The organism is Aeromonas sp. Lyrl_2 (genome assembly GCF_051948815.1).
In the GTDB taxonomy this organism is placed as follows: domain Bacteria; phylum Pseudomonadota; class Gammaproteobacteria; order Enterobacterales; family Aeromonadaceae; genus Aeromonas; species Aeromonas veronii.
Map to the genome: position 1 here is coordinate 61,850 of NZ_JAYJLJ010000016.1, position 22,384 is coordinate 84,233.

Consider the following 22,384-nt stretch of genomic DNA (forward strand, 5'->3'; position numbering starts at 1 on the left):
TTGCTCCAAAAGGATGGCTGGGGATGCGGGTCTGACCCGCATCCCGGTTATGTCGTTACACCAGACCCAGGCCGGTAATAACCAGATCGATCAGCTTGATGCCGATAAAAGGCACCAGCAGACCACCGACCCCGTAGATCAACAGGTTGCGGCGCAGCAGACTGGCGGCCGAGCCTTTCAGGTCGACACCACGCAGGGCCAGCGGCACCAGCGCCACAATGATCAGGGCGTTGAAGATGATGGCCGACAGGATGGCGCTCTGCGGGCTGCCCAGCTGCATCAGGTTCAGTGCCCCCAGTTGCGGGTAGGCGGCGATGAACAGGGCTGGCAGGATGGCAAAGTACTTGGCGACGTCGTTGGCGATGGAGAAGGTGGTCAGGGCACCACGGGTCACCAGCAGCTGTTTGCCGACCAGCACCACGTCCAGCAGCTTGGTGGGGTTGGAGTCGAGATCCACCAGGTTGCCCGCCTCCTTGGCGGCCTGGGTACCCTCGTTCATGGCCAGACCCACGTCAGCCTGCGCCAGTGCGGGCGCATCGTTGGCACCGTCGCCGCACATGGCAACCAGACGACCATCGGCCTGCTCCTGCCGGATATAGGCCAGCTTTTTCTCCGGTGTCGCCTCGGCGATGAAGTCATCCACCCCGGCTTCGGCGGCGATGGCGGCGGCGGTTTTCGGGTTGTCACCGGTGATCATCACGGTACGGATCCCCATATGGCGCAGGATCTGGAAGCGAGCCTTGATACCGGGCTTGATGATGTCCTTGAGGTAGACCACCCCCAGCAGTTTCTCCTGAGTGCAGACCAGCAGCGGAGTACCACCCTGACGGGCGATGCTGTCGACTGACTTGAGCACCAGCTCCGGCACCGCCTTGCGGTCGAGGCTGAGGTAGTTCAGCACGGCATCTACCGCCCCCTTGCGATATTGATGACCGTTGCGATCCAGTCCGCTCAGCCGGGTTTCGGCGCTGAAGGGGATCACCTTGTCGCTCTCCAGTTGGCTCGGCTTGGCCATGCTCTTGCTGGCCAGAGTCAGGATGGATTTGCCCTCCGGGGTGTTGTCACCCAGCGAGGCCAGCATAGCCGCTTGTGCCAGCAGGGCCGGGTCGACGCCGGGGGCCGGGATCAGTTCGTCAGCCATCCGGTTGCCGAAGGTGATGGTGCCGGTCTTGTCCAGCAGCAGGGTGCGCACGTCACCGGCCGCTTCGACGGCCCGGCCCGACTTGGCGATGACGTTCAGCTTCACCAGTCGATCCATGCCGGCAATGCCGATGGCGGAGAGCAGGCCGCCGATGGTGGTCGGGATCAGGGTTATGAAGAGGGCAATCAGGTAGAGACGCGGGACCTGGGTGCCGTTGTAGTCGAGGAACCAGGGCAGGGTGGCGACCACCAACAGGAAGATCAGGGTCAGGCCCACCAGCAGGGCGTCGAGCGCCATCTCGTTGGGGGTCTTCTGGCGCTTGGCCCCTTCCACCAGTGCGATCATCCGATCCAGCGTGCTCTCGCCCGGATTGTTGCTGACGCGCACCCAGATCTCGTCGGAGACGACCGTCGTGTTGCCGGTCACGCCGCTGCGGTCGGTGCCCGACTCGCGGATGACGGGGGCGGATTCGCCAGTGATGGCGGCCTCGTTGACCGAGGCGATACCGGCGACCACTTCGCCGTCGGCCGGGATCATCTCGCCGCTGCGTACCAGCACCAGGTCCCCCTTCATCAGGCTGGTGGCGGGTACCCACTCGCCCTGACCATCTTTGGCATTCGCCACCCGACGGGCCTTGAGCTGGCTCATGCCCGCCTTCAGGCTGTCGGCTCGGGCCTTGCCGCGCCCCTCGGCCAGGGTTTCCGCGAAGTTGGCAAACCAGAGGGTGAGCCAGAGCCAGGCGGTCAGCTGCCAGGCAAGCGAGGGGGCGACGCCGGAGAAAGGCTGCCCCAGCAGGGACTCCACGGTCGCCATGACTGCGGCCAGCCAGAGGGTGAACAGGATGGGGCTGCCAAACAGCGCTTTGGGATTGAAGCGATAGAGGGCCTCAACCATTGCCTGGATGATCTGTGATTTCTGTTTTTTGCCCTTCACCAACATGGTGTCGGTGCTCATTGCAGTGGACTTGCTCATTGGAAAGCTCCCAGCATCAGATAGTTGGCCATTGGCATCCGGATGGTGATCGACAGGGTCAGGTTCATCAGAATGCACCTCCGATCAGACTCAGATGTTCGGCCACCGGGCCTAGTGCCAGCACCGGCAGGAAGGAGAGGCCACCAATCAGCAATACGGTGATGATCAGCAGGGTAACGAACAGCGGGCCGCTGATGGGGAAGTCCCCTTCGCTCGTCTCCTGACGGGGCGCACGGGCCAGCTGACCGGCGATGGCCAGTACCGGAATGATGTAGCCGAAGCGACCGAGCAGCATGGCCAGACCGATGGCGATGCACTGCCAGTTGTCACCGGCGGCAAAACCGGCGAAGGCGGAGCCGTTGTTGCCGGCAGCCGAGGCGTAGGCATAGATGAGGCGTGACAGACCGTGCGGGCCATCATGGCCGATGATGGTGCTGGCATTCGGCATCAGCAGGGTGACACCACCGATCACCAAAACCCCCACCGGCATGACCAGCATGCTGGCAACCACCCACTTCATCTCGGTGATGCCGAGCCGTTTGCCCAGATAGGTCGGGGTGCGACCCACCATCAGACCGCACAGGAATACGGTCAGCAGCACGAACAGCATCATGCCGTAGATACCGGAGCCGACCCCGCCGAAGATGACCTCGCCCAGCAGCATGTTGATCATGCCCACCATGCCGCCGAGCGGAGTAAAGCTGTCGTGCATGGCGTTGACGGCACCGTTGGAGGCGGCAGTAGTCGCCACTTCCCAGATGCTGGAGAGCACAGGGCCGAAGCGGCTCTCCTTGCCTTCCCAGTTGCCAGTCATGTTGCTGGCGTCGGTGGTGAGCTGGGCGAGGGCGTGATCCGGTTTCAGCTCCTGGGAGAGGGAGACGAAGAGCCCCAGCACCAGCATGAGGGTCATTGCGCCGAGAATGGCGCGACTGTGGGCCATGTCTTTCACATAGCGGCCCAGAGTAAAGACCATGGCGGCGGCGATGGTGAGCAGGGCGACCATCTCCAGCCAGTTGGAGAGGGCGGTCGGGTTCTCGAACGGATGTGCCGAGTTGATGCCGAAGAAGCCGCCGCCGTTGGAGCCAAGCTGCTTGATGGCGATCTGCGAGGCCGCCGGGCCGAGGGGCAGCAGTTGCTCCTGACCCTCCACACCGTGGAACGGCAGATAGGCGGAGAGGCTTTGCGGCACCCCTTGCCATACCAGCACCAGCGCCATGATCAACGCGATGGGCAGCAGCACATAGAGGCAGAAACGCACCAGATCCTGCCAGAAGTTGCCAAGGTTGATGGTCTGCTGACGAGCGATACCGCGGAACAGGGCAATGGCGACGGCGGCGCCCGTCCCTGCGGAGACGAAGTTCTGGGTGGTCAGGCCCACCATCTGGCTGAAGTAGGAGAGACTGGCCTCACCGGAATAGGCTTGCCAGTTGGTGTTGGTCATAAAGCTGACCGCGGTGTTGAATGCCAGTTGCCAGCTCAGACCCGGCAGTTGTTGCGGGTTGAGGGGCAGCAACCCCTGCGCCATCAGGATCAGGAACAGCAGACCGAAACCGGCGCCGTTGAAGGCCAGCAAGCTGAGGGCGTAGGACTTCCAGTCCTGCTCCCGTCCATCGGTGCCACAGCAAGCCAGTGTGGCGCGCTCGACCGGTGCCAACCAGCGGATTTTGCCTTCAAATACCCGGTAGATGTAGTTGCCCAGCAGCGGTGCCGGCAGCAGAACCAGCAGCACGAAGGCCACCGGATAGATTATTTCTTGCCACATGTTCTAGTTCCTCACTCGTGGTCACGGTGCGTCAGGGCACGCATTGGATTGCTCACGAGGCTCGGCAGTTTGCTGGCCACCGGATAGATAATTTCTTGCTGCATATAGGTAGTCCCTCACTCGTGACTGCGCGTGAGTGCGCGCATCAGATAGGCCATCAAGGCGAAGACGAGCAGCAGATATAGCCAATTCATATCGACTCCATTGAGATAATTAGCTGCGAGAGCCGATGTAAGACCATATCGACTCTGTTGGTGTCATTGACGCTGAAAAGGGTATGTAAAACAGGCGTAAAGGCGCCATAAAGCGCCATGTGGCAGGCGTAAAATCGGCGTAAAGAACGATGGATCTGCGAGAGAAATGGCGAGGAGGGATCAAAAAACCCGGCCTGAGCCGGGTTTGGGAGAAGGGGTTAGATGGTTGTCGAAGCCGGCTCCTCGTGAAAGGTCAACTTCAAACGTACCTATCGCATTGTCACGAACTCTTCCGCGCTGGTGGAGTGAGGCGTGGGAACGCAGTTGTTGAAGTTGGCCTGATAATGACAGGCCAACTTCAAACGTACCTATCGCATTGTCACGAACTCTTCTGCACTGGTCGGATGGATAGCCACGCAGTTGTCGAAGTCCGCCTTGGTGGCACCCATCTTCATGGCGACGCCGAAGCCTTGCAGGATCTCGTCCATCGCAAAGCCGATACCGTGCAAACCGACCACCTTCTCTTCCGGGCCGACACAGACCAGCTTCATCCGGGTGGGCTGGCGATGCTGGGTCAGTGCTGAGTACATGGCGGTGAACTGGCTGCGGTAGACCTTCACCTGGTCCTCGCCGTATTCGGCGATGGCTTCCGGTTCGGTCATGCCTATGGTGCCGATGGGCGGGTGGCTGAACACCACGGTCGGCACCAGATCGTAGTTGAGGTGCTCGTTCGGCTTGTTGTTGAACAGCCGCTCGGAGAGGCGACGGCCCGCAGCGACAGCCACCGGGGTGAGCTGGATGCGACCCGTGTTGTCACCCACCGCATAGATGTTGGCGACGGAAGTGTTCTGGAACTTGTCGGTCGGGATAAAGCCCTTCTCGTCCAGCGCGATGCCTGCGGCGGCCAGATTGAGGTTGTCGGTAGCCGGTATCCGGCCGATGGCCCAGATCAGGCAGTCAACGGTGAGGTGGCGACCATCTTCCAGTTGCAGGGTCAGGCTGTTGTCAGCGTTTTTGAGCACGGCTTTGGGAATGGCGTGGGTGTGCAGCTTGGGCCCTTCCTGCGCCATGATTTCGACCAGTGTCTCGTGGATCATGGGGTCGAAGTTGCGCAGCGGCGCGTGCTTGCGCACCACCAGATGGGTCTCGGAGCCGAGCGCCTGCATCACCCCGGCGATCTCGACTGCGATGTAGCCAGCACCCACTACGGCAACCCGCTTCGGTTGTGCCTGCAATTCGAAGAAACCGTCGGAGTCGATACCCAGCTCGGCACCCGGGATAGCCGGAATTTCCGGGCGGCCACCGGTAGCGATCAGAATGTGATCGGCCGTGTAGTGCTCGCCATTGACCTCGATGGTGTTGCTGCTGACGAAGCGGGCGAAGCCCTTGATGACGGTGATGTGGTTCTTGCCCAACACGTTCTGATAGGACTGGTGAATGCGGCCGATGTAGGCCTGGCGGGACTCGACCAGCTTGGCCCAGTTGAAGTGGTTGAGGGTGGTGTCAAAGCCGTAGTCGGCGCCATATTTCAGGGCATCGGCGATCTGGCCTGCATACCACATGGCCTTCTTCGGTACGCAGCCTACGTTGACGCAGGTTCCACCCAACTCTTTGGCTTCAATCAGGGCAACTTTCTTACCGTACATGGCAGCCCGGTTGGCAGAAGCAATACCGCCGCTGCCGCCGCCGATGGCGATATAGTCAAAATGCTGTGCCATTGCGAGGTTCTCCGCTCATTAAGAATGCAATCACAGCATGATGGGGATAAAGCGGCTGGCTCACAAGAGCCAGCGCTCAGTTATGTTGGATCGGCAGGCGAATATGGAACTGGGCGCCCTGGCCCGGTTCGCTGGTACAGCTGATACGGCCTTTTAGCAGTTGTACTACCAGGTTGTAGATGATGTGAGTACCCAGACCGCTGCCCCCCTGACCCCGCTTGGAGGTGACGAAGGGATCGAAGATGCGCGGCAAGATTTCGGGCGGGATGCCGCGGCCGTTGTCCGAGTAGTCGATAAACAGCTCTTCTCCCTGCTGTTCCACCTTGATGGTGATCTTCTTCGGTTTGTCCCAGCTGTCGAACCCGTGGTTGATGGAGTTGAGGATCAGGTTAGAGTAGATCTGGGTAAAACTGCCCGGGAAAGAGAAGATCGACAGCTTGGGATCGCATTGGATATCCACTTCGCACTGGTTCTTCTTCAGTTTATGGCCAAGCGAGACCACTACCTGATGGAGGTTGTCGGCGAGGCTGAAGTTGTAGCGTGCTTCCGATGACTGGTCGACCGCCACCTGTTTGAAGCTGGCAATCAGCTCTGAGGCGCGCCGCAGGTTGCTCTGCAGCAGCTGCATCGACTCGTCGAGATTGACGGTAAACTCGTTGAGATAGGAGCGCGACAGCTGCTTGGAGTCGATATGGGACTTGAAGTCGGCGACCCGCTCCTGCAGGTAGGAGGAGGCGGTTACGCTGATGCCGATCGGAGTGTTGATCTCGTGTGCCACCCCGGCCACCAGCGAGCCGAGGGAGGCCATCTTCTCCGACTCCACCAGGGTCTGCTGGGCCTGTTTCAGGTCGTCGTACGCCTTGCCGAGCTGGTTGTTGGCTTCGCTCAGGCTGCGGGTGCGCTCCACCACCTTGCCCTCCAGCTGCTCGTTGAGCTGGATTATCTCCCGCTCGACCTTTTTCAGCTGGGTGATGTCGTAGCCGAAGCCGATCTGGTACTTGAGGTTGGGACCATCGTAGAAGGGTACGAAGGTCCATTGCAGTACCAGCTCATGAGCCTGCTGGTCATGCATGATGACCTCTTTGTCTGACAGTGAACCTTCCGCCGCCAGAATATCGTTCAGCTCTTCCCGTTGCGCCGGGCTGACAAAGAGATCCAGCCAGTTGTGCTGCAACAGCTCCTGCTGGTGGTAGCCGGTCAGCAGTATGGCAGCTGGGTTGATGCTGGCGATGGTCAAATCCGGCTCCATGCAGCAGATGACCATGTTGGCCGAGTTGATCAGGGTGGCGGAGAAATCCCGCTCCTGTTGCAGCTGTTCCACCGCCTGATGGCGGGCAACCAGCTCGTCACGTAGTCGGGTTCGCATCTGGTTGAGGGTGGAGACCAGGGTATCCAGTTCGTCGGGTTTCTTGCGCGGCTGCGGGCGGCCTTCCAGCTCCAGCTCCATGTCGAGCCGATCGAGGTTGAACTTCTGGGCGTAGTTGGCGATGCGGTTGATGTGCCTGACCACCAGATAGTAAATGATGATCAGGATGCAAAATGAGACTACCAGGGTCTTGATGGTCTGGCTGACCATGATCAGCACCGATTTTTCGATGAGGCGCTGGTAGATCTGCTCGAGAGAGGCGGCAACGAACAGCTTGCCGACAATCTCCCCCTGATAGGTGAGGTTGAATTCTCGGGAGATATCATAGCTTTCCCGCTCGACCCCCTGGGTCAGCAGCGGGACTTCGGAGTTGCCGAGCATCTCCTTGACCATCACGAACTGCATATTGGGCAGGTTCATGATCCCTTCAATTTGCACTTTGACCTGCTCTTCATCCAGGTTCCACAAGCTGGCGGCGATGGGTTGCAGGAACGAGGCCTCGATCTGGCCGATGCTGTCTTCGATGACGGCAACATCCTTGCGGTAATCCCAGGCGAGTTGCAGCGCCGTAATGATCATCGCCAATACGGTACTGCAGACCAGAATGTAGGAGAGCAGGCGATATGAGAGTCCGTTGCGGCCTACGGCCCTGGCGGTCTTGGAGAAGAGTCCTGACATGGCGTCCTTGCGGTCTGGATGTGGTGTTTTTTAGTTTAACTGCTTCATGCACTTATGTCGTCTTTCCTGCGAAGCATAAAAAAGGCCCCGTATCGGGGCCTTTGCATGTCATTGATGATTAATGTCCGCCGTTTGCTTTGGGCGGAATGGTTTCATCGAATACCGGCAAGGGTTTGTGCTCGGAAGCCAGATAGGTGTAGATCACCGGCAGCACGAACAGGGTGAACAGGGTACCGATGGCAAGACCTGCCACGATGACGATACCGATACTGAAACGCTGTGCCGCACCGGCACCTGTGGCGTAGAGCAGCGGGATCAGACCGGCAATCATGGCAGCCGTGGTCATCAGGATCGGACGCAGACGCACCTTGGCGGCTTGCATTACTGCTTCCATCCGGTTCATGCCACGCAGTAGCTGCTCTTCCTTCGCTACTTCACAGATCAGGATACCGTGCTTGGTAATCAGACCCACCAGGGTGATGAGGCCCACCTGGGAGTAGATGTTCATGGTCGCCATACCCCATGCCAGGGCAATCAAGGCCCCGCTGATGGCGAGCGGTACAGAGACCATGATGACCAGCGGGTCACGCACCGACTCGAACTGGATTGCCAGCACCAGGAAGATGATCGCCAGTGCCAGCGCGAAGGTGGCATAGAGCGCATTGCCTTCGGTGACAAACTGACGGGCTTCCCCCATGAAGTCGTAACGATAGCCTTGCGGCAGCTTCTCGTCGGCGGTGGTCTGGAACCAATTGATCGCATCACCCATGGCCACGCTCGGAGCCGGAACGGCACCGATAGTGGCAGAGTTCAGCTGGTTGAAGTGGGGTAGGGCACGGGGCTCGCCAACCACTTCAATGCTGATCAGGCTGCCGAGCGGGATCGACTTGCCGTCTGCGGCCCGCACGTAATAGCCCTTGATGGACTCCGGATTGAGACGGTATTTGCGCTCGACCTGCGGGATCACCTCGTAGGAGCGGCCATCCAGGTCGATACGGTTGACGTAACCGTCCGCCATCATGGTGCCCATGGTGATTCCGATATCCTGCATGGTGATGCCGTAGGCACCCGCCTTGTCCTTGTCGATGCGGATCTTCATGGTGGCGGAGTCGTAGTTCAGATCGAGATCCGAATAGACGAACTGACCGTTACTCTGCGCCGCTGCCAGAATTTCACCGGCCACCAGGAACAGGCTTTCGAAGCTGTTCGGGGTGGTGATGACGAACTGGATCGGCAGACCACTCGATGCGCCCGGCAGTTCCGGGAACTGGAAGGTGGTGATGGCCATACCCGGGATGTCTTTCACCAGATTGGCGACCCGATCCAGCACCTCTTTCTGGCTCGCTTCACGCTGACTCCAGGGCACCATGGAGGCGATACCGAACGCCTGGTTGGCGTTGAACACCCCTGAGAAGACCTGGGAGAAGGCGATCTCGGGCTGGTCGTCCAGGATCTTGTTCACATCCGCCATGGTGTTTTCGATGTAGTCCAGGTTGGCGTTGGACGGTGCGGTACCCAGCACGGCCATTACCCCCTTGTCCTCTGACGGTGCCAGTTCGCTCGGGATGAACTTGAACAGCAGCGGCAGGCTGGCGAACACGATGACGGCGAACACCACGATAACGGGGCGTTTTTTCATCACGGCGTGCAGCATGCTGTCGTAGCGATCGGTCATCCGCTCCAGCAGGTGGTGGACTGTGCTCTCGAACTTGCCCGGCTGCTCGTTGGCCTTGAGCATCTTGGAACACATCATCGGTGACAGAGTCAGGGCGATGATGCCCGAGACGAACACGGCGCCAGCCAGCGTCAGGGCAAACTCCTTGAACAGAGAGCCGGTGATACCCCCCATCAGGGCGATAGGCGCGTATACCGCCGCCAGGGTGACCGTCATGGCGATAACCGGCACCGCAATTTCACGGGTACCGATAATGGCGGCCCGGAACGGTTCTTCCCCCTCCTTGATATGGCGGTCGACGTTCTCCAGCACCACGATGGCGTCATCCACCACCAGACCGATCGCCAGCACCATCGCCAGCAGGGTCATCAGGTTTATCGAGAAGCCGAACATATCCATCATCATCACTACGCCGATAAGACTGAGCGGAATGGTGATGATCGGGATGATGACCGCGCGGAACGAACCGAGGAACAGGGTGATGACCACCAGAACGATGGCGGCTGCCTCCAGGATGGTCTTGATAACCTCGTGGATGGACTCGTTGATCGCCACGGTGGAGTCATACATCACGTTGAGACGCATGGTGCTCGGCATATTGCGCTCAAGGCTCGGCAGCAACGCCAGCACATCGTGGGCGATGTTGATGGGGTTGGCTGTCGGCGCGGCGTTGACCGCCATGACCACGGCTTCGCGGCCGTTGGCGCTGGCTCGATAGATGTCGTGGCTCTTCTCGAGGGTCACCTTGGCAATGTCGGAAAGGCGGATCACCTTGCCGTCACGGGTAGCAACAACCAGACGCTTCAGCTCGTCGACATCCTTGACCTGGGTCTCGGCGTTGCCGTTGAACAGGGTGAAGTAACCGGTCGCCTGACCTGTCGCGGACTGATAGTTGTTGCTGTTGAGCACCGTCATCACGTCACTGGCAGTCAGGTTGAAGGCCGCCATCTTGGCCGGATCCAGCCATACCCGCAGGGCAAACTCGACACCGCCGTAGAGGTCAACCTTGGAGACCCCGCCCACGGTAAAGAGCTGCGGTTTGATAACCCGCTCCAGATAGTCGGTGATCTGGCTGGAGTTGAGCTCCGGGCTGGTAAAACCGAGGTAGAGCACCGCCGTGGTTGAACCTGTGGAGGAGGTGACCGACGGGTCTTCCGCCTCTTTCGGCAACTGGGATCGCACCGAGTTCACCTTCGCCAGGATGTCGGACAGCGCGGCGTTGGGGTCGGTGTTGAGCTTCATGTACGCAGTGATGGTGGAGCTGCCCAGCTGGCTGGAGGAGGTCATGAAGTCGATGTTGTCGGCTTGCGCGACCGCCTGTTCCAGCGGTTGGGTGATGAACCCCTGGATCAGATCAGAACTGGCGCCATAGTAGCCAGTGCTGACGGTGATCACCGTGTTGGTCACCTCGGGGTATTCCCGTACCTGCATCTTGAAGATGGCCTGAAAGCCCAGCAAGGCGATCAGGAAACTGAGCGAGATCGCCAGCACAGGCCGTTTTATAAATATGTCAGTAAATCGCATCGCAGATCTCCGCGCTTACAGCATCGGGGTTTGTGCCGGAACGGCCAGGGCATCGTTCTCGACCACATGCACCTTGGTGTCGTTGCTCAGGCGAACCTGACCCGACAGTACGATCTGGTCACCGGCCTGGATGCCGGAGAGCACATGCACATCGTTGCCACGGCGCTCACCCGCCTTGACCACAACCTGCTTGGCTCGCAGTACTTTCACCTTGTTACCCTCTTTGTCGGTCTCTTCGCCCTCTTTGAGCACATAGACGTTCTGACCGTAAAGGGTGAAGGAGATAGCGGTTTGCGGGATCACGATCTGATCTTTCACCGTCGGCAGAATGATGCTGGCGCGGGCGAACATACCGGAACGCAGCTGACCGTCGTTGTTCGGAATGTCTGCCTGTACCTGGATCAGGCCGCTCTGGAAGTTGACCGCAGGCTCGATGGCGGTGATATGACCGTCAAACTGGGTTTGCGGATAGGCATCCACATTGATCTTGATGGTCTGGCCCAGCTTGATTTTGGAGATATCGGTCTGGGGCACGGTGAAGCGCAGGCGCATCACGCTGGTATCCTCCAGGCGCACGATATCTGTGCCTGGCTGCAGATACTGACCGAGGAACACATTGCGCAGGCCGACCACGCCGCTAAAGGGCGCGCGCACTTCACGACGGGCAATGGTCGCCTTCAGACTCTCGATATCCGCTTCCAGCGAACGATAGGCCGCTTCGGCTTCATCCAGCTGCTCTTTGGAGATGGAGCTGGTCTTGTAGAGGTTCTGGAAACGATCGAACTTGGCTTTTGCCGCCGGCAGCTTGGCCTGGGAGGCGCGCAGATTGGCCCGCTCCACGGTGGAGTCCAGGCTCAGCAGCAGCTGGTCAGCCTTGACCGGTTTGCCCGACTCGAAGGTGATGGCGTCAATGGTACCTGCCAGTTCGGTGGAGAGGGTCACCCCCTGATTCGGCTCGATGAAGCCGATCGCTTCGATGGTCGGTACCCAATCCTGCGCCTTGGTCACCATGGCGGTGACAGGGAACTCGGGCTCCGGCCGGTTGGCCATATATTGGGCAATCATCTTCTGTTTGAACAAATTGAAGCCGATGACGCTGCCAAACAAGGCGATCGCTATCAGCAACATAATGGCCATCCACTTTTTCATGAACAGGCTCCTGAGGTGGAAAGATTGGGGGATAAAATGGCATTCCAGCTGGCCCGGATCGCGGTTTCCAACTGCGATTCGGTCAGCGTGATGTTGTGAACCCTGCACTGCAGGGCCAGATGCATGACACTGTCCAGACTCAACACCTGGAGTGCACGTATCGGTAAATCAATAAACAGTCCTTGTTCAACGCCCTGTTCAAAAAATCGGTCCAGAGGCTCCCAGGCAGCCAGAATGACAGGATTGGTCTCCAATTCTGCCCCTAGCGGAGAGCTCTCGTACTGCAATTTGCACCGGATAGCGTTGGGTTCGTTAACAAAAATGGCATGAATATTGAGCCATAATTGGCGAAATTGTTGAAATGAAACTTTATCGATTGCTACATCGGCCATGACCATGGGCACACACTGCAAGATAGTGTGCTGGTGCAGTTGCCGGATCAGATCATCCTTGTCGCCGAAGTAGCGATAGATGGTGCCGGTGGCAACATTGGCTTTCTTGGCGACTTCCGCAATCGACAGACCATGAAAACCCCGTTCACCCAGCACCTCATGGGCCGCGTTGAAGATGCTCTCTTTTTTATCCAGAATCATCAGTGTGACTTTCGATTGAATGAACGTTCATTCATTCTAGATGGGCATCAAATCAAGTCAAGGCAGCAAGGCGATTTGCGACTGCGATCTGCCCCTTTTCGGTTGTCAGCAGGGGAATAGTGGAAGAAAAGTGCGCAATGTGCTTGAAAAAACAACGAACAGTGCTTCGGTGACAGAAAAGTGTAGACAAACCAGCAACCATCATTAATAATGCGCCCCGTTCGACAGCGTAGCGCCCGTAGCTCAGCTGGATAGAGCGCTGCCCTCCGGAGGCAGAGGTCACAGGTTCGAATCCTGTCGGGCGCACCATCAAAAGTGCGTCGGTTAAACGGGCGTTGTTGTGGAACGAAAACAGCTGTGGTGGCTGTAGCTCAGTTGGTAGAGTCCCGGATTGTGATTCCGGTTGTCGTGGGTTCGAGCCCCATCAGCCACCCCATTTTACAGCTTGTCAGGTACGCGAAGGTGGCGGAATTGGTAGACGCGCTAGCTTCAGGTGTTAGTGCCCCCCGGGTGTGAGGGTTCGAGTCCCTCTCTTCGCACCATACTTGCTGTATGACGAGGATGACCATGAGGTCGTCTTTGTTTTTTTGAAGTAAACTATTTTGAAAGAAATAGCCTCGGTGATTAGCGCAGTCCGGTAGCGCATCTGGTTTGGGACCAGAGGGTCAAAGGTTCGAATCCTTTATCACCGACCACATTTAGAAAAACCTCGCTTCGGCGGGGTTTTTTGCTTTCCGGCCTCCGCTGGGCCAGCACTCTCTCCCTGTTACGTCTGTTTACACTCTATTTGGGCAGCGCGCCCCGCCTTTCGGTTATGCTTCAGCCTCGAGTCACTGACAACCGGATGTCATCGGCCCATTTCAGGCATTTTTCCATGAATAACAAAATTTCCTTTGCTTGCTCTCCTGCCCTGCTGGCGGCCTTGCTGCTGGGTGGCTGTACCATCAAGCCGCCATCCACCGATGTGATGATGGGCTCCATTGCTTCACAACCGCAGGAGGAGCATGCGCGCTCCCCCTTGCTGACCAGCGGTGATTTTTGCGTTGCGGTGTCCCAACAGAAGGTGCTGGCACAACCCTGCAGCGGAAAAGACGATCAACTGTTCGAGTGGGATCTGGGTGAGTTGCGCCTGCAGGATCTCTGTTTGCAAGCCAAAAACGACAGCGAAGTGATGCTGGCACCCTGTGACGGTCAGGCGCAGTGGGAGTGGCAGAAAGACAGGCTGTTCAACAGCAAGGTCTCCCGTTGCCTCGATGTGGCCGGGCGACGCCATACCCCCGGCACGCCGCTGCGGCTGGCTGAATGCTACGGCGGGGCGAACCAGAGCTTCAGCTGGCAGCGGCCCAATCCCTGGCTGGAAACACTGAAAAAACAAAGCCTCACATGGTGAGGCTTTGTGGTCTCTATTCGGCGTTAGAGGCAGGATAATTTCTGGCTGGACTGAACGTCGCGGTGCTTGCTGCCGAGCGGGATCAGGCGGCAGACATCCTCACTACCCGCACCCTCCAGCGAATCGAGCCGGTTAATCAGCAGAGATTGAATGCCATGTAGTTGATTGGCTTGCTCCAGCGTTGCTATCAGCTGCCGTGAGTCTCTCTCATCTTCCACTTCCTCTTCATAAAAGAGGGGGGTGACACCGCGCAGAATCGTCATCTGGTTGAGTAACATGGGTTTGTTGGACAGTGCCCAGATTGGATTGTTCAGGTTGCTGCGAGAGATAGCGGTGACTGCATCTCCCTGTGAGGTCAGCACCGCGATACCACAGGATTGATCGTGACTGAACGCAGCCGTCATTGCTGCCAGTGCCATGCAGTGGCTGGATTGATCGCTGTGATGGGACGCTTTCTGCCAGCGTGGTTGAATCGGGTCTATTTCACGTTCTGCTCCGTGTGCGATGCGAGCCATGGCTTCCACTGCCTCGACCGGATAGAGACCCGCCGCCGATTCGGCTGACAGCATGACGGCATCAGTACCGTCTATCACCGCATTTGCGATATCCAGCACCTCGGCTCGGGTTGGCATTGGGCTACTGATCATGGACTCCATCATCTGGGTGGCCGTGATGACCGGTCGGCCGAGCTGATGGCAACGTTTGATCAGCTTCTTTTGTACGCCGGGCAGTCTGGCATCGCCAATCTCTACCCCCAGATCTCCACGTGCCACCATGACGATGTCTGCGGCGCGAATAACCTCGTCCATCGCCTCGACCGAGGCCACCACTTCCGCTCGTTCTACCTTGGCGACGATGGCGGCATGACTGCCTGCGGCCCGGATCAGCGTTCTGGCCTCAACAAGATCGGCAGCACAACGAGGGAAGGAGACGGCGATAAAGTCGGCCTCGATCTGGCTGGCGGTCAATATATCGGCTCTGTCTTTGTTGGTAAGTGCCGGGGCGCTGAGCCCTCCACCCAGTACATTGATCCCCTTGCGGTCGGAGAGGGGGCCACCGATCTGCACCCGGGTGAAGATACTGTTTCCTTCGATATGCAGGACCTCAAGCTGGATCCGGCCATCATCCAGCAGCAGGATGTTGCCGCTGCGTACGTCGTTGATCAGCTCCGGGTAGTCGAGGCCGACGCGATCCTGATCGCCCGGTTGGTCACCTGGAGCCGCATCAAGGATAAAAGAGGCGCCAGGGGTCAGGGTGATGCTCCCTGTGGCAAAGCGGGCAATACGGATTTTTGGGCCTTGCAGGTCGGCCAGTATCCCGATATGGAGCCCCAGCCGGGCGGCGGTCATGCGGATCAGGCTGGCGGTGGCAATATGTTGCTCACCGCTGCCATGGGAGAAGTTCAGGCGAAACACATTGGCGCCAGCCTCCATCAGTTTTTCCACCATGTCGGCCGTTGAGCTCGCAGGGCCCAGAGTGGCAATGATTTTGGTTTTACGCATCGGAAACATCCCTTCTCGGATTTGGCAATGAAAAAAGGGTGGTCAATTGACCACCCTTTGTCTGTTACAAGATCAATATTCGACCACTTTTTTGGCGTTCCATACCGTCAAGGCGAGCAGCATGGAGACCACGGATGCGCCGAGCCAGAAATACTGGGCACTGCTGAAGTCATAGTGAGTGACACCATCGACCACGCTGGTTTTGATCAGGGCGGCGGAGACCAGCTCCTGACAGGAGGCTGCGATGTAGGAGCAGAGGCCGATAAAGCCCTTCACGGCACCCACGGCCGTTTTTGGCATCAGGTCACAGGCTGTCAGGCCCGCCAGGAACACGACCAGTCCCCCTATGGCATAACCTATCAGCGCCAGCGCAACGGCATCCATCATGCGGCTCTGCGGGCCCCAGAACATCAGGCACATACCGGCAATGTTGGCCAACCCGTAGAGCAGGGTCGGGATGTGACGGTTGGCGTTGAACATCTTGTCAGAGATGATGCCCGCCAGAATGGCGCCGAGGAAACCGGCGATGGGGTAGGCAGACATGGCAAAACCCGCATCGATCAGGTTGTACCCTTTCTGCTCTTGCAGATAGAGCACGGCCCAGGAGCTCATGGCGTAGCGAGACATATACATGCAGGCACAGGCGGCAGCGATCAGCCATACGGTCGGCTGTTTGAGCACAAACAGCTGGGCGCGACGGATCTCGGCTGGCTCGACCTTCTTGGTGATCTCCGGTTGTTCGCCGAAGGCAACGGCAGGTTCCGGCAGGGCATAGGTCTGCGGGCGATCTTTCAGCACCAGATACATACAGAGCGCGGCAGCCAGAGAGGCAAGACCGGCACCGATAAAGCCCGCTTTCCAGCCGAAGAAGCTGACGACGCTGGCGGTCAGGATCCAGGAGATGCCTTCACCGATGTTGCGCGAGCCGCCCCAGATGGAATAGACGGAGCCCCGCTGCTTGGGGGAGAACCACTGGAAGATGGAGACGCAGGATGGTGCGGAACCGACCGACTGGAACCAGCCGTTCAGACCCCACATCAGTACCAGGAAGAAGGTCGCGGTATTCATGCCCATCAGGATGGTACAGATGGAGGAGAGACCGAGCGACACCGACATGAAACGGCCAATGTTGGCGTAGTCGGAGAGGAAGCCGTTCGAGAATTTGCCTACGGCATAGGTAAACAGGAAGGCGGAGCCAATGACCCCCAGCTCTTCCAGCGTCACTATGCCGGCATCCAGCATGGGTTTCTTGACCACGTTCAAACTCATTCGAACGACGTAGAACATGGCGTAGCCGAGTACCAGGCCGAGGAATACCTGCCATTGGTACTTGCGGTAAATCGAGCGGATTTTATCGGGCGAGGCATCCATGACCGGAAGGTCTGCTCGCGTTTTGAAAAAGTTGAACATATTGTTCTCCGTGTATGTTGGGCAGCAAGGTTTCAGGGGAAGCTCTGTTAGCTGGGGCCATCATATGAAAGGAGAAAACAGGCGGGCAAAATGGCCGAAATGAGTCAACCTTGACTCAACCGTGTGGGTTTCATGGGGCGAAAATGACTTCTTTTGACTGTCCCGGTAACGAGCGATGAATAACAATAGGCTCCTGTAACAGGGAGGTGAGTCAAAACTGGCTCACCCCTGATGAAATGATTTTTACACCTTGTGTTGAATATTGGATGTACCGCACATAATCCGATAATTGCCAGCGAGCCGACAGAGAGACCATGCCCATATTTTGCCGACAGCTCCCGTTTTTGCTGGTCGCGATCCTGCTGCCTTTTACCCCTCTCCATGCCTCGACCCTGACGGTATTGACCTCCTTTTCGGAGGCGCCGGTCAAGGCGGTGATCGAGGGATTCTCCCGGCAATATCCGGCGGTCCGCGTTGAGGTCATCTATCGCCGGACGCTGCCCGCCTTGCGGCTGCTGACGGCAGATGATGCTCCCGGGGTCGACATCATCATGTCTTCATCCCCGACTTTTTTTCACTCGCTGGATCAGGCGGGTTTGCTGGCCGGTTTATCGGCTGAAACAGTGCCTCCCGATTGGCTGACTCCCCATATGTTGGGGCTGGGCAACAAGGTGGCCGTGGTTGGATACTCGGGCAGCGGCATCATGTATAACCGCCGCTATCTGGACAAGTACCACCTGCCGGTACCGACCACCTGGCAACAGCTGGCTTCGCCACAGTTCATGGGGCATGTGATGATGAGCTCCCCTTCCCAGTCAGGTACGACCCATATGATGGTGGAGAGTGTCTTGCAGCAGTATGGCTGGGAGCAGGGATGGGCACTCCTGATGAGGCTCGGCAGCAACCTGTCGGCCATTACGGCCCGCAGTTTCGGGGTTAGCGACGGGGTGACTCGTGGTCTGGCCGGAGCCGGTCTGGTGATCGACAGCTATGCCCGCAACAGTCAGGCTCGTTTCGATCACGTTGGCTTCAATATCCTGCCTGATGCAGTGATCCTGCCTACCTATCTTGGCGCTGCTCGCAGCAGCGAGCATCCGGCCAATGCGGCCCGCTTCATCAAGTATCTGTTATCAGCCAAGGGGCAGGCCATTATCGCCACCCCGGGTATGGCCAAGGTGACGCTGAATCAACCCCGCCTTGCCAGCGAGGCCAAATATGTCACCGACAAAGATCTGCTGTACCGGCGCGCCGGTCTGCTCAAGGCGTTGTTCGAGCAGACCATTACCCAGCAGTTACCGCGGTTGAAGCTCACCTGGCAGGAGATCAACGGCGCGGATACCCGGGGTAATCCTGCCCGTGAACGCCTGCTGGAACAGGCAAGAGCCAAGGCCAGCACACCCCCTTTGAGTGAGCTGGAGGCTAGTGACCCGGCCCTGCTGGCGCAGTTTGACGGACTGTATGACCGGGATCAGAGCAATCCGCAAACCGAGAAGGTGATGCACCAGTGGCGCCAGGCTATGGAAGCTCGTCTTGGCGAGGCTCGCCTGCTGGTCGATCAGGCGGTCAAGCCATGATGGGCTGGGGTCGCTTGTTGCGCTTGCCGAGAAGTCTGGGCCGTCGTCTTATTCTCGCGTTTGTTTCCATTACGGTTCTGACCTGTGTCATGGGGATGGCGGCTTACATGGTGTGGGGTCGACTGGGGCAGCAGGTAAACCGGATTGTTGAAGAGAGCCTGCCGGCCATCGGCAGCGCCTATCAGCTGGAGCGGGCCAGCTCCCGTCTGTTGCTGCTATTGGCACAGTTGCGTGATACCCGGGATCCGGTGAAATACAGCCAGCTTTCTGCGGCGGTCTCCAGCACCCTGCTTGATATCCGCAACGCATATCCTCGGGGCAGTGAGGATGAGCGCTCACAGCAGCAGGCGTTCGCCGAACTGAACTTGCTGGTGGACAATCATGGTACTTACCTCAAGCGCCAGATCGATCATCTTGAGTCGTTGCAACAGTTACAGAAGCGAATCAACTGGCTGCATCAGGATTTGGTGGACGATGTGGCGCCCTTGTTGCAAGAGGTGGAGTGGCATCTCACCGGTATGGTTGGCAGCCAGGATGACATGGGGGAGTTCGGCTCCGTCATCAAGGAGTTCTCTGCCTTGCAAGACCTTACGTTCAAGGAGAATGAGCTGTTGGCGCTGGTTAACGAGGTGATTGCCCAGCGCAATCAGCAGGATCTGGAGAGTGCATTTCTGTTTATCGGCTACAAGATCGACGAGATGGATGAGCTGATCTCCCGCCTGGCCGAGTATCCTTCGACCGTGAGTTATCGCCAGATCCTGCAGGATATCGTGACGCTGGTGAAGCCGAACGGGCACCTTTACCTGTTGTTGCAAGCCGATGCGCAAACCCACCAACAGCTAACAGCACTGCGGCCACAGCTTGATAGCGCTGTCTCCCGCTACCATCAGCGGGTCTCTCTGATCGTGACCGAGGCGAACCGCTCTCTGAGTGCGCTCGGTCGCAACAGTAGCCAGATGGTGGCAACGGGCAAGCTGGTGATCCTGGTGGTGCTCGGACTTTCCGTCTTGATCAGCATCTTTGTGCTGGTGGTGCTGATTGGGCGCAGGTTGATTGGCCGACTCGATACCCTGGGGAAGGATCTTGCCCGGGTTGCGGAAGGTCAGATGGATGCGGTGGTCAGAACGCAAGGCCGGGACGAGATCGGTCTGCTGGGGGAGAGCCTGCGCCACTTCTGTCAGCAGATGCAGCAAATGGAGAAGGCCAATGCCCTCAACCTCATCAATAACACCCAGGCCTGCTTAATTACCTGTCATCCCGATGGCACCATAGAGTCGGTCAACCCCAGTGCCTTGACCCTGTTTCAGCAGACAGTGATCAAACCGGAACAACCTCTGTGGCAGGTATTCCCCGATGATGCCAAGGCCATGCTGGCTGCCCAGTTCGAGCCTGGGCAGCAACTGCTCACGCTGGGCTACAGTGAGTGCACCATTGCCACCGGCGCTGACAGTCAGCCCCGTTTCCTGCACTTCAACCTGCGCCGGTTCGAGCAGGGGCGTGGACACAGGTTCATTATCACCATCACGGATGTGACCCGGCAGGAGATAACGGCCCGAGAGTTGGGGTCGCTGGTGGCTGAGCGTACCCGGGAGCTGACAGAAAAAAACCGGCTGCTTGCCGCAGAGGTGGTGCAGCGGCAACAGGCAGAACACAACTTGCTGCAGGCGCAGGATGAGCTGATCCAAGCGGCCAAGATGGCCGTGGTGGGGCAGGCGATGACCAGTCTGGCCCATGAACTCAATCAGCCGCTGTCAGCCATGATGACCTACCTCTATACCAGCCGTGCGGCGCTGGATGCCGGTCACTACCACTCTCTGGGCATCGATCTTGGCAAGGTCGAGAAACTGAGCCAGCGCATGCATCGCATCATTACCGCCTTGCGCAATTTTGCCCGTAAATCGCCCACCCCCGATACCCGCATCCGGCTCGATCCGAAAGAGTTGGCCGATCAGGCGCTGTTGCTGCTAGAAACCCGTGCGAAGCGCGATAGCTGCCAGTTGCACAACGAGCTGCCGGATGGCCTGTGGATTGAGGCTGATCCCGTGCTGGTTGAACAGGTATTGGTCAATCTGCTGGTCAACGGGATGGATGCCATCGCCGGACGGGATCTGCGCCAGATCCGTCTGCTGTGTCTCGCACAGGAGGGCGGGTCGCTGCGGGTCGGGATTACCGACAGTGGACCCGGATTTGGGGAGGCCATCCTGCCCAAACTTTTTACCCCCTTTACCACCTCCAAAGAGGTGGGATTGGGGCTGGGACTGACCATCTGTCGCTCCCTGCTGGCGCGCTGCGGGGCGGATATCTTGCTGGGCTCCACGTTGGAGAGGGGGGCCATGGTTATAGTGGAATTTGCCGGGGGGCGTGAGCCACCGAAGGAGATGAAAAGCGATGCTGTTACCCCATAATCGTCAGGCCAATGTGTTGCTGGTGGACGACGATGAGGACGTGTTGGAGTCCTATTGCCACCTGTTGCGCCTATCCGGCTACCAGCCTAGGGCAACCACCTCTCCCCATGAGGCGTTGGCATTGTTGTCACAGCAATGGCCGGGGGTGGTCGTGTCCGATATCTATATGCCCGCCATGAACGGCATGGAGCTGCTGGACCAGGTGCTGGAGATCGATGGCGATCTGCCGGTCATCATGATCACTGGGCACGGCGATATCCCTTTGGCGGTGCGGGCAGTCAAGCTGGGGGCCTTCGATTTTCTGGAAAAACCGCTTAATCCCCAGTCGTTGCTCGATCTGCTGGAGCGGGCCTGCGCGCAACGCAGTGCGATCATGACCCAGCGCAGTGAGATCCGGGCGACGGTTGAGGATGAGTTGATCGGTACCAGTCCGCAACTGGTCGCTATCCGCCAGCAGATCAACCAGTTGGCACAGACCGACAAGGATCTGATGCTGGAGGGGGCGCCGGGGTCCGGCCGCTACACACTGGCGCAGTTGTTACACCGGATCAGCGCACGCAAGGCGCATCCATTCCACCTTCATGATTGTACGTCAGCGTGCTCCCTGAGCGAGATCCAGGCCAGCTTGATCAAGGCGGAACAGGGGACGCTGGTGCTGCAATCACCGGCAAGGCTGACGGCAGAGTGCCAGAGCTGGCTGGGCAACCATCTGCTGGAGCAGGAGCGGCGGGGAGAGAAGTTACTGCGTACCATCGCCCTGTTTGAGGAGTCTCCCGAGGCGCTGGTTGAGCAACAACTACTGATGCCCCAGCTCTACTACTTTCTTTCCCAGGTGAGACTCAAACTGCCGAGGCTGGTTGAGCGAAGCTGCGACATCATTCCCCTTTTTCGCCATTTTTTGCGAGAAGGGTGCAAGCGGATAGGCAAGACGGTGCCAGCAGTGGATCGCGCCTATCTGGAGACTCTCAAGCGCCACCAGTGGCCCGGCAATATTCGCGAGTTGAGAAACGTGGCCGAACTCTATGCGGTCGGGATCATCAAGCTGGCGGGCTCTGAGCGGGCCATCCCCGGCGCGAATGCCAAGGAGCCGCTGGACGATTTGGTCGACGAGTTTGAACGGCGGGTGATTGAGGACACCCTGTTCCTCTTTTCTGGCCGGGTGACCGAGGCGGCCAGCTACCTTGGCATTCCCCGCAAGAAGCTCTATCTGCGGATGAAGAAGCACGGGCTCGACAAGGATCAGTTCAAGCCTGGTAGCTGATGGCGGTTGCGGGTGACGCATTCATTGATCCTGACCGATAATGATGCAGTCCTGATTGAGCGGGAGTGGA

13 protein-coding genes and 4 tRNA genes are annotated in these 22,384 nt (G+C 58.5%); 8 read left to right on the plus strand and 9 right to left on the minus strand.

Features of this window, described 5'->3' with window-relative positions:
* Window positions 1-55: 55 nt before the first annotated feature.
* The 7 genes from kdpB to VF684_RS14730 form a co-directional block, all read right to left on the minus strand.
* The gene (kdpB, locus tag VF684_RS14700; protein ID WP_047439857.1) at window positions 56-2,113 is read right to left on the minus strand and encodes a potassium-transporting ATPase subunit KdpB; all 2,058 of its coding nucleotides are present in this window, start codon (window positions 2,111-2,113) and stop codon (window positions 56-58) included.
* Between the two features lie 67 nt (window positions 2,114-2,180).
* Window positions 2,181-3,875 (minus strand): potassium-transporting ATPase subunit KdpA, encoded by a 1,695-nt coding sequence (gene kdpA, locus VF684_RS14705; RefSeq protein ID WP_139440380.1) that lies wholly within the window; start codon window positions 3,873-3,875, stop codon window positions 2,181-2,183.
* 562 nt (window positions 3,876-4,437) lie between these two features.
* On the minus strand, window positions 4,438-5,787 hold the full coding sequence (gene gorA / locus VF684_RS14710) for a glutathione-disulfide reductase (protein WP_139440379.1): 1,350 nt from the start codon (window positions 5,785-5,787) through the stop codon (window positions 4,438-4,440).
* A gap of 76 nt (window positions 5,788-5,863) precedes the next feature.
* Entirely contained in the window at window positions 5,864-7,831 is a 1,968-nt protein-coding gene (locus VF684_RS14715) for an ATP-binding protein (protein ID WP_139440378.1), read from the minus strand.
* 118 nt (window positions 7,832-7,949) lie between these two features.
* Window positions 7,950-11,030, minus strand: a complete 3,081-nt coding sequence (locus tag VF684_RS14720) for a multidrug efflux RND transporter permease subunit (RefSeq protein ID WP_139440377.1) — start codon at window positions 11,028-11,030, stop codon at window positions 7,950-7,952.
* Between the two features lie 15 nt (window positions 11,031-11,045).
* Complete coding sequence (locus VF684_RS14725; RefSeq protein ID WP_005355753.1) at window positions 11,046-12,179, minus strand: efflux RND transporter periplasmic adaptor subunit; 1,134 nt, start codon at window positions 12,177-12,179, stop codon at window positions 11,046-11,048.
* Complete coding sequence (locus VF684_RS14730; RefSeq protein WP_005339267.1) at window positions 12,176-12,772, minus strand: TetR/AcrR family transcriptional regulator; 597 nt, start codon at window positions 12,770-12,772, stop codon at window positions 12,176-12,178. Before VF684_RS14730 ends, VF684_RS14725 begins: the two co-directional genes overlap by 4 nt.
* Before the next feature lie 232 nt (window positions 12,773-13,004).
* Here VF684_RS14730 and VF684_RS14735 point away from each other — a divergent pair.
* The 5 genes from VF684_RS14735 to VF684_RS14755 all read left to right on the plus strand — a co-directional run bounded on the left by VF684_RS14735 (window position 13,005) and on the right by VF684_RS14755 (window position 14,162).
* Window positions 13,005-13,081, plus strand: a tRNA-Arg gene (locus tag VF684_RS14735).
* Between the two features lie 51 nt (window positions 13,082-13,132).
* Window positions 13,133-13,208: transfer RNA gene (locus VF684_RS14740), tRNA-His, on the plus strand.
* Between the two features lie 20 nt (window positions 13,209-13,228).
* Window positions 13,229-13,314, plus strand: a tRNA-Leu gene (locus VF684_RS14745).
* A 76-nt stretch (window positions 13,315-13,390) separates the two neighbouring features.
* Window positions 13,391-13,467: transfer RNA gene (locus VF684_RS14750), tRNA-Pro, on the plus strand.
* 179 nt (window positions 13,468-13,646) lie between these two features.
* Window positions 13,647-14,162 carry a ricin-type beta-trefoil lectin domain protein gene (locus VF684_RS14755; protein WP_043820748.1) on the plus strand — a complete coding sequence of 172 codons (516 nt, stop codon included), beginning with the start codon at window positions 13,647-13,649 and terminating at the stop codon, window positions 14,160-14,162.
* A 23-nt stretch (window positions 14,163-14,185) separates the two neighbouring features.
* Here VF684_RS14755 and pyk read toward each other — a convergent pair whose 3' ends face one another.
* Entirely contained in the window at window positions 14,186-15,664 is a 1,479-nt protein-coding gene (gene pyk, locus VF684_RS14760) for a pyruvate kinase (protein ID WP_107683409.1), read from the minus strand.
* 72 nt (window positions 15,665-15,736) lie between these two features.
* Complete coding sequence (locus VF684_RS14765; protein WP_100644745.1) at window positions 15,737-17,074, minus strand: MFS transporter; 1,338 nt, start codon at window positions 17,072-17,074, stop codon at window positions 15,737-15,739.
* A 314-nt stretch (window positions 17,075-17,388) separates the two neighbouring features.
* On the opposite strand from VF684_RS14765, the gene VF684_RS14770 reads away from it, so the two are divergent.
* Genes VF684_RS14770 through VF684_RS14780 form a run of 3 tightly spaced genes read left to right on the plus strand, consistent with a single transcriptional unit; the run spans window position 17,389 to window position 22,314 of the window.
* On the plus strand, window positions 17,389-18,648 hold the full coding sequence (locus tag VF684_RS14770; protein ID WP_162516113.1) for an ABC transporter substrate-binding protein: 1,260 nt from the start codon (window positions 17,389-17,391) through the stop codon (window positions 18,646-18,648).
* Entirely contained in the window at window positions 18,645-21,053 is a 2,409-nt protein-coding gene (locus tag VF684_RS14775; RefSeq protein ID WP_139440376.1) for an ATP-binding protein, read from the plus strand. The genes VF684_RS14770 and VF684_RS14775 overlap by 4 nt, the downstream gene beginning before the upstream one ends.
* On the plus strand, window positions 21,037-22,314 hold the full coding sequence (locus VF684_RS14780; RefSeq protein WP_139440375.1) for a sigma-54-dependent transcriptional regulator: 1,278 nt from the start codon (window positions 21,037-21,039) through the stop codon (window positions 22,312-22,314). The genes VF684_RS14775 and VF684_RS14780 overlap by 17 nt, the downstream gene beginning before the upstream one ends.
* Window positions 22,315-22,384: the final 70 nt, after the last annotated feature.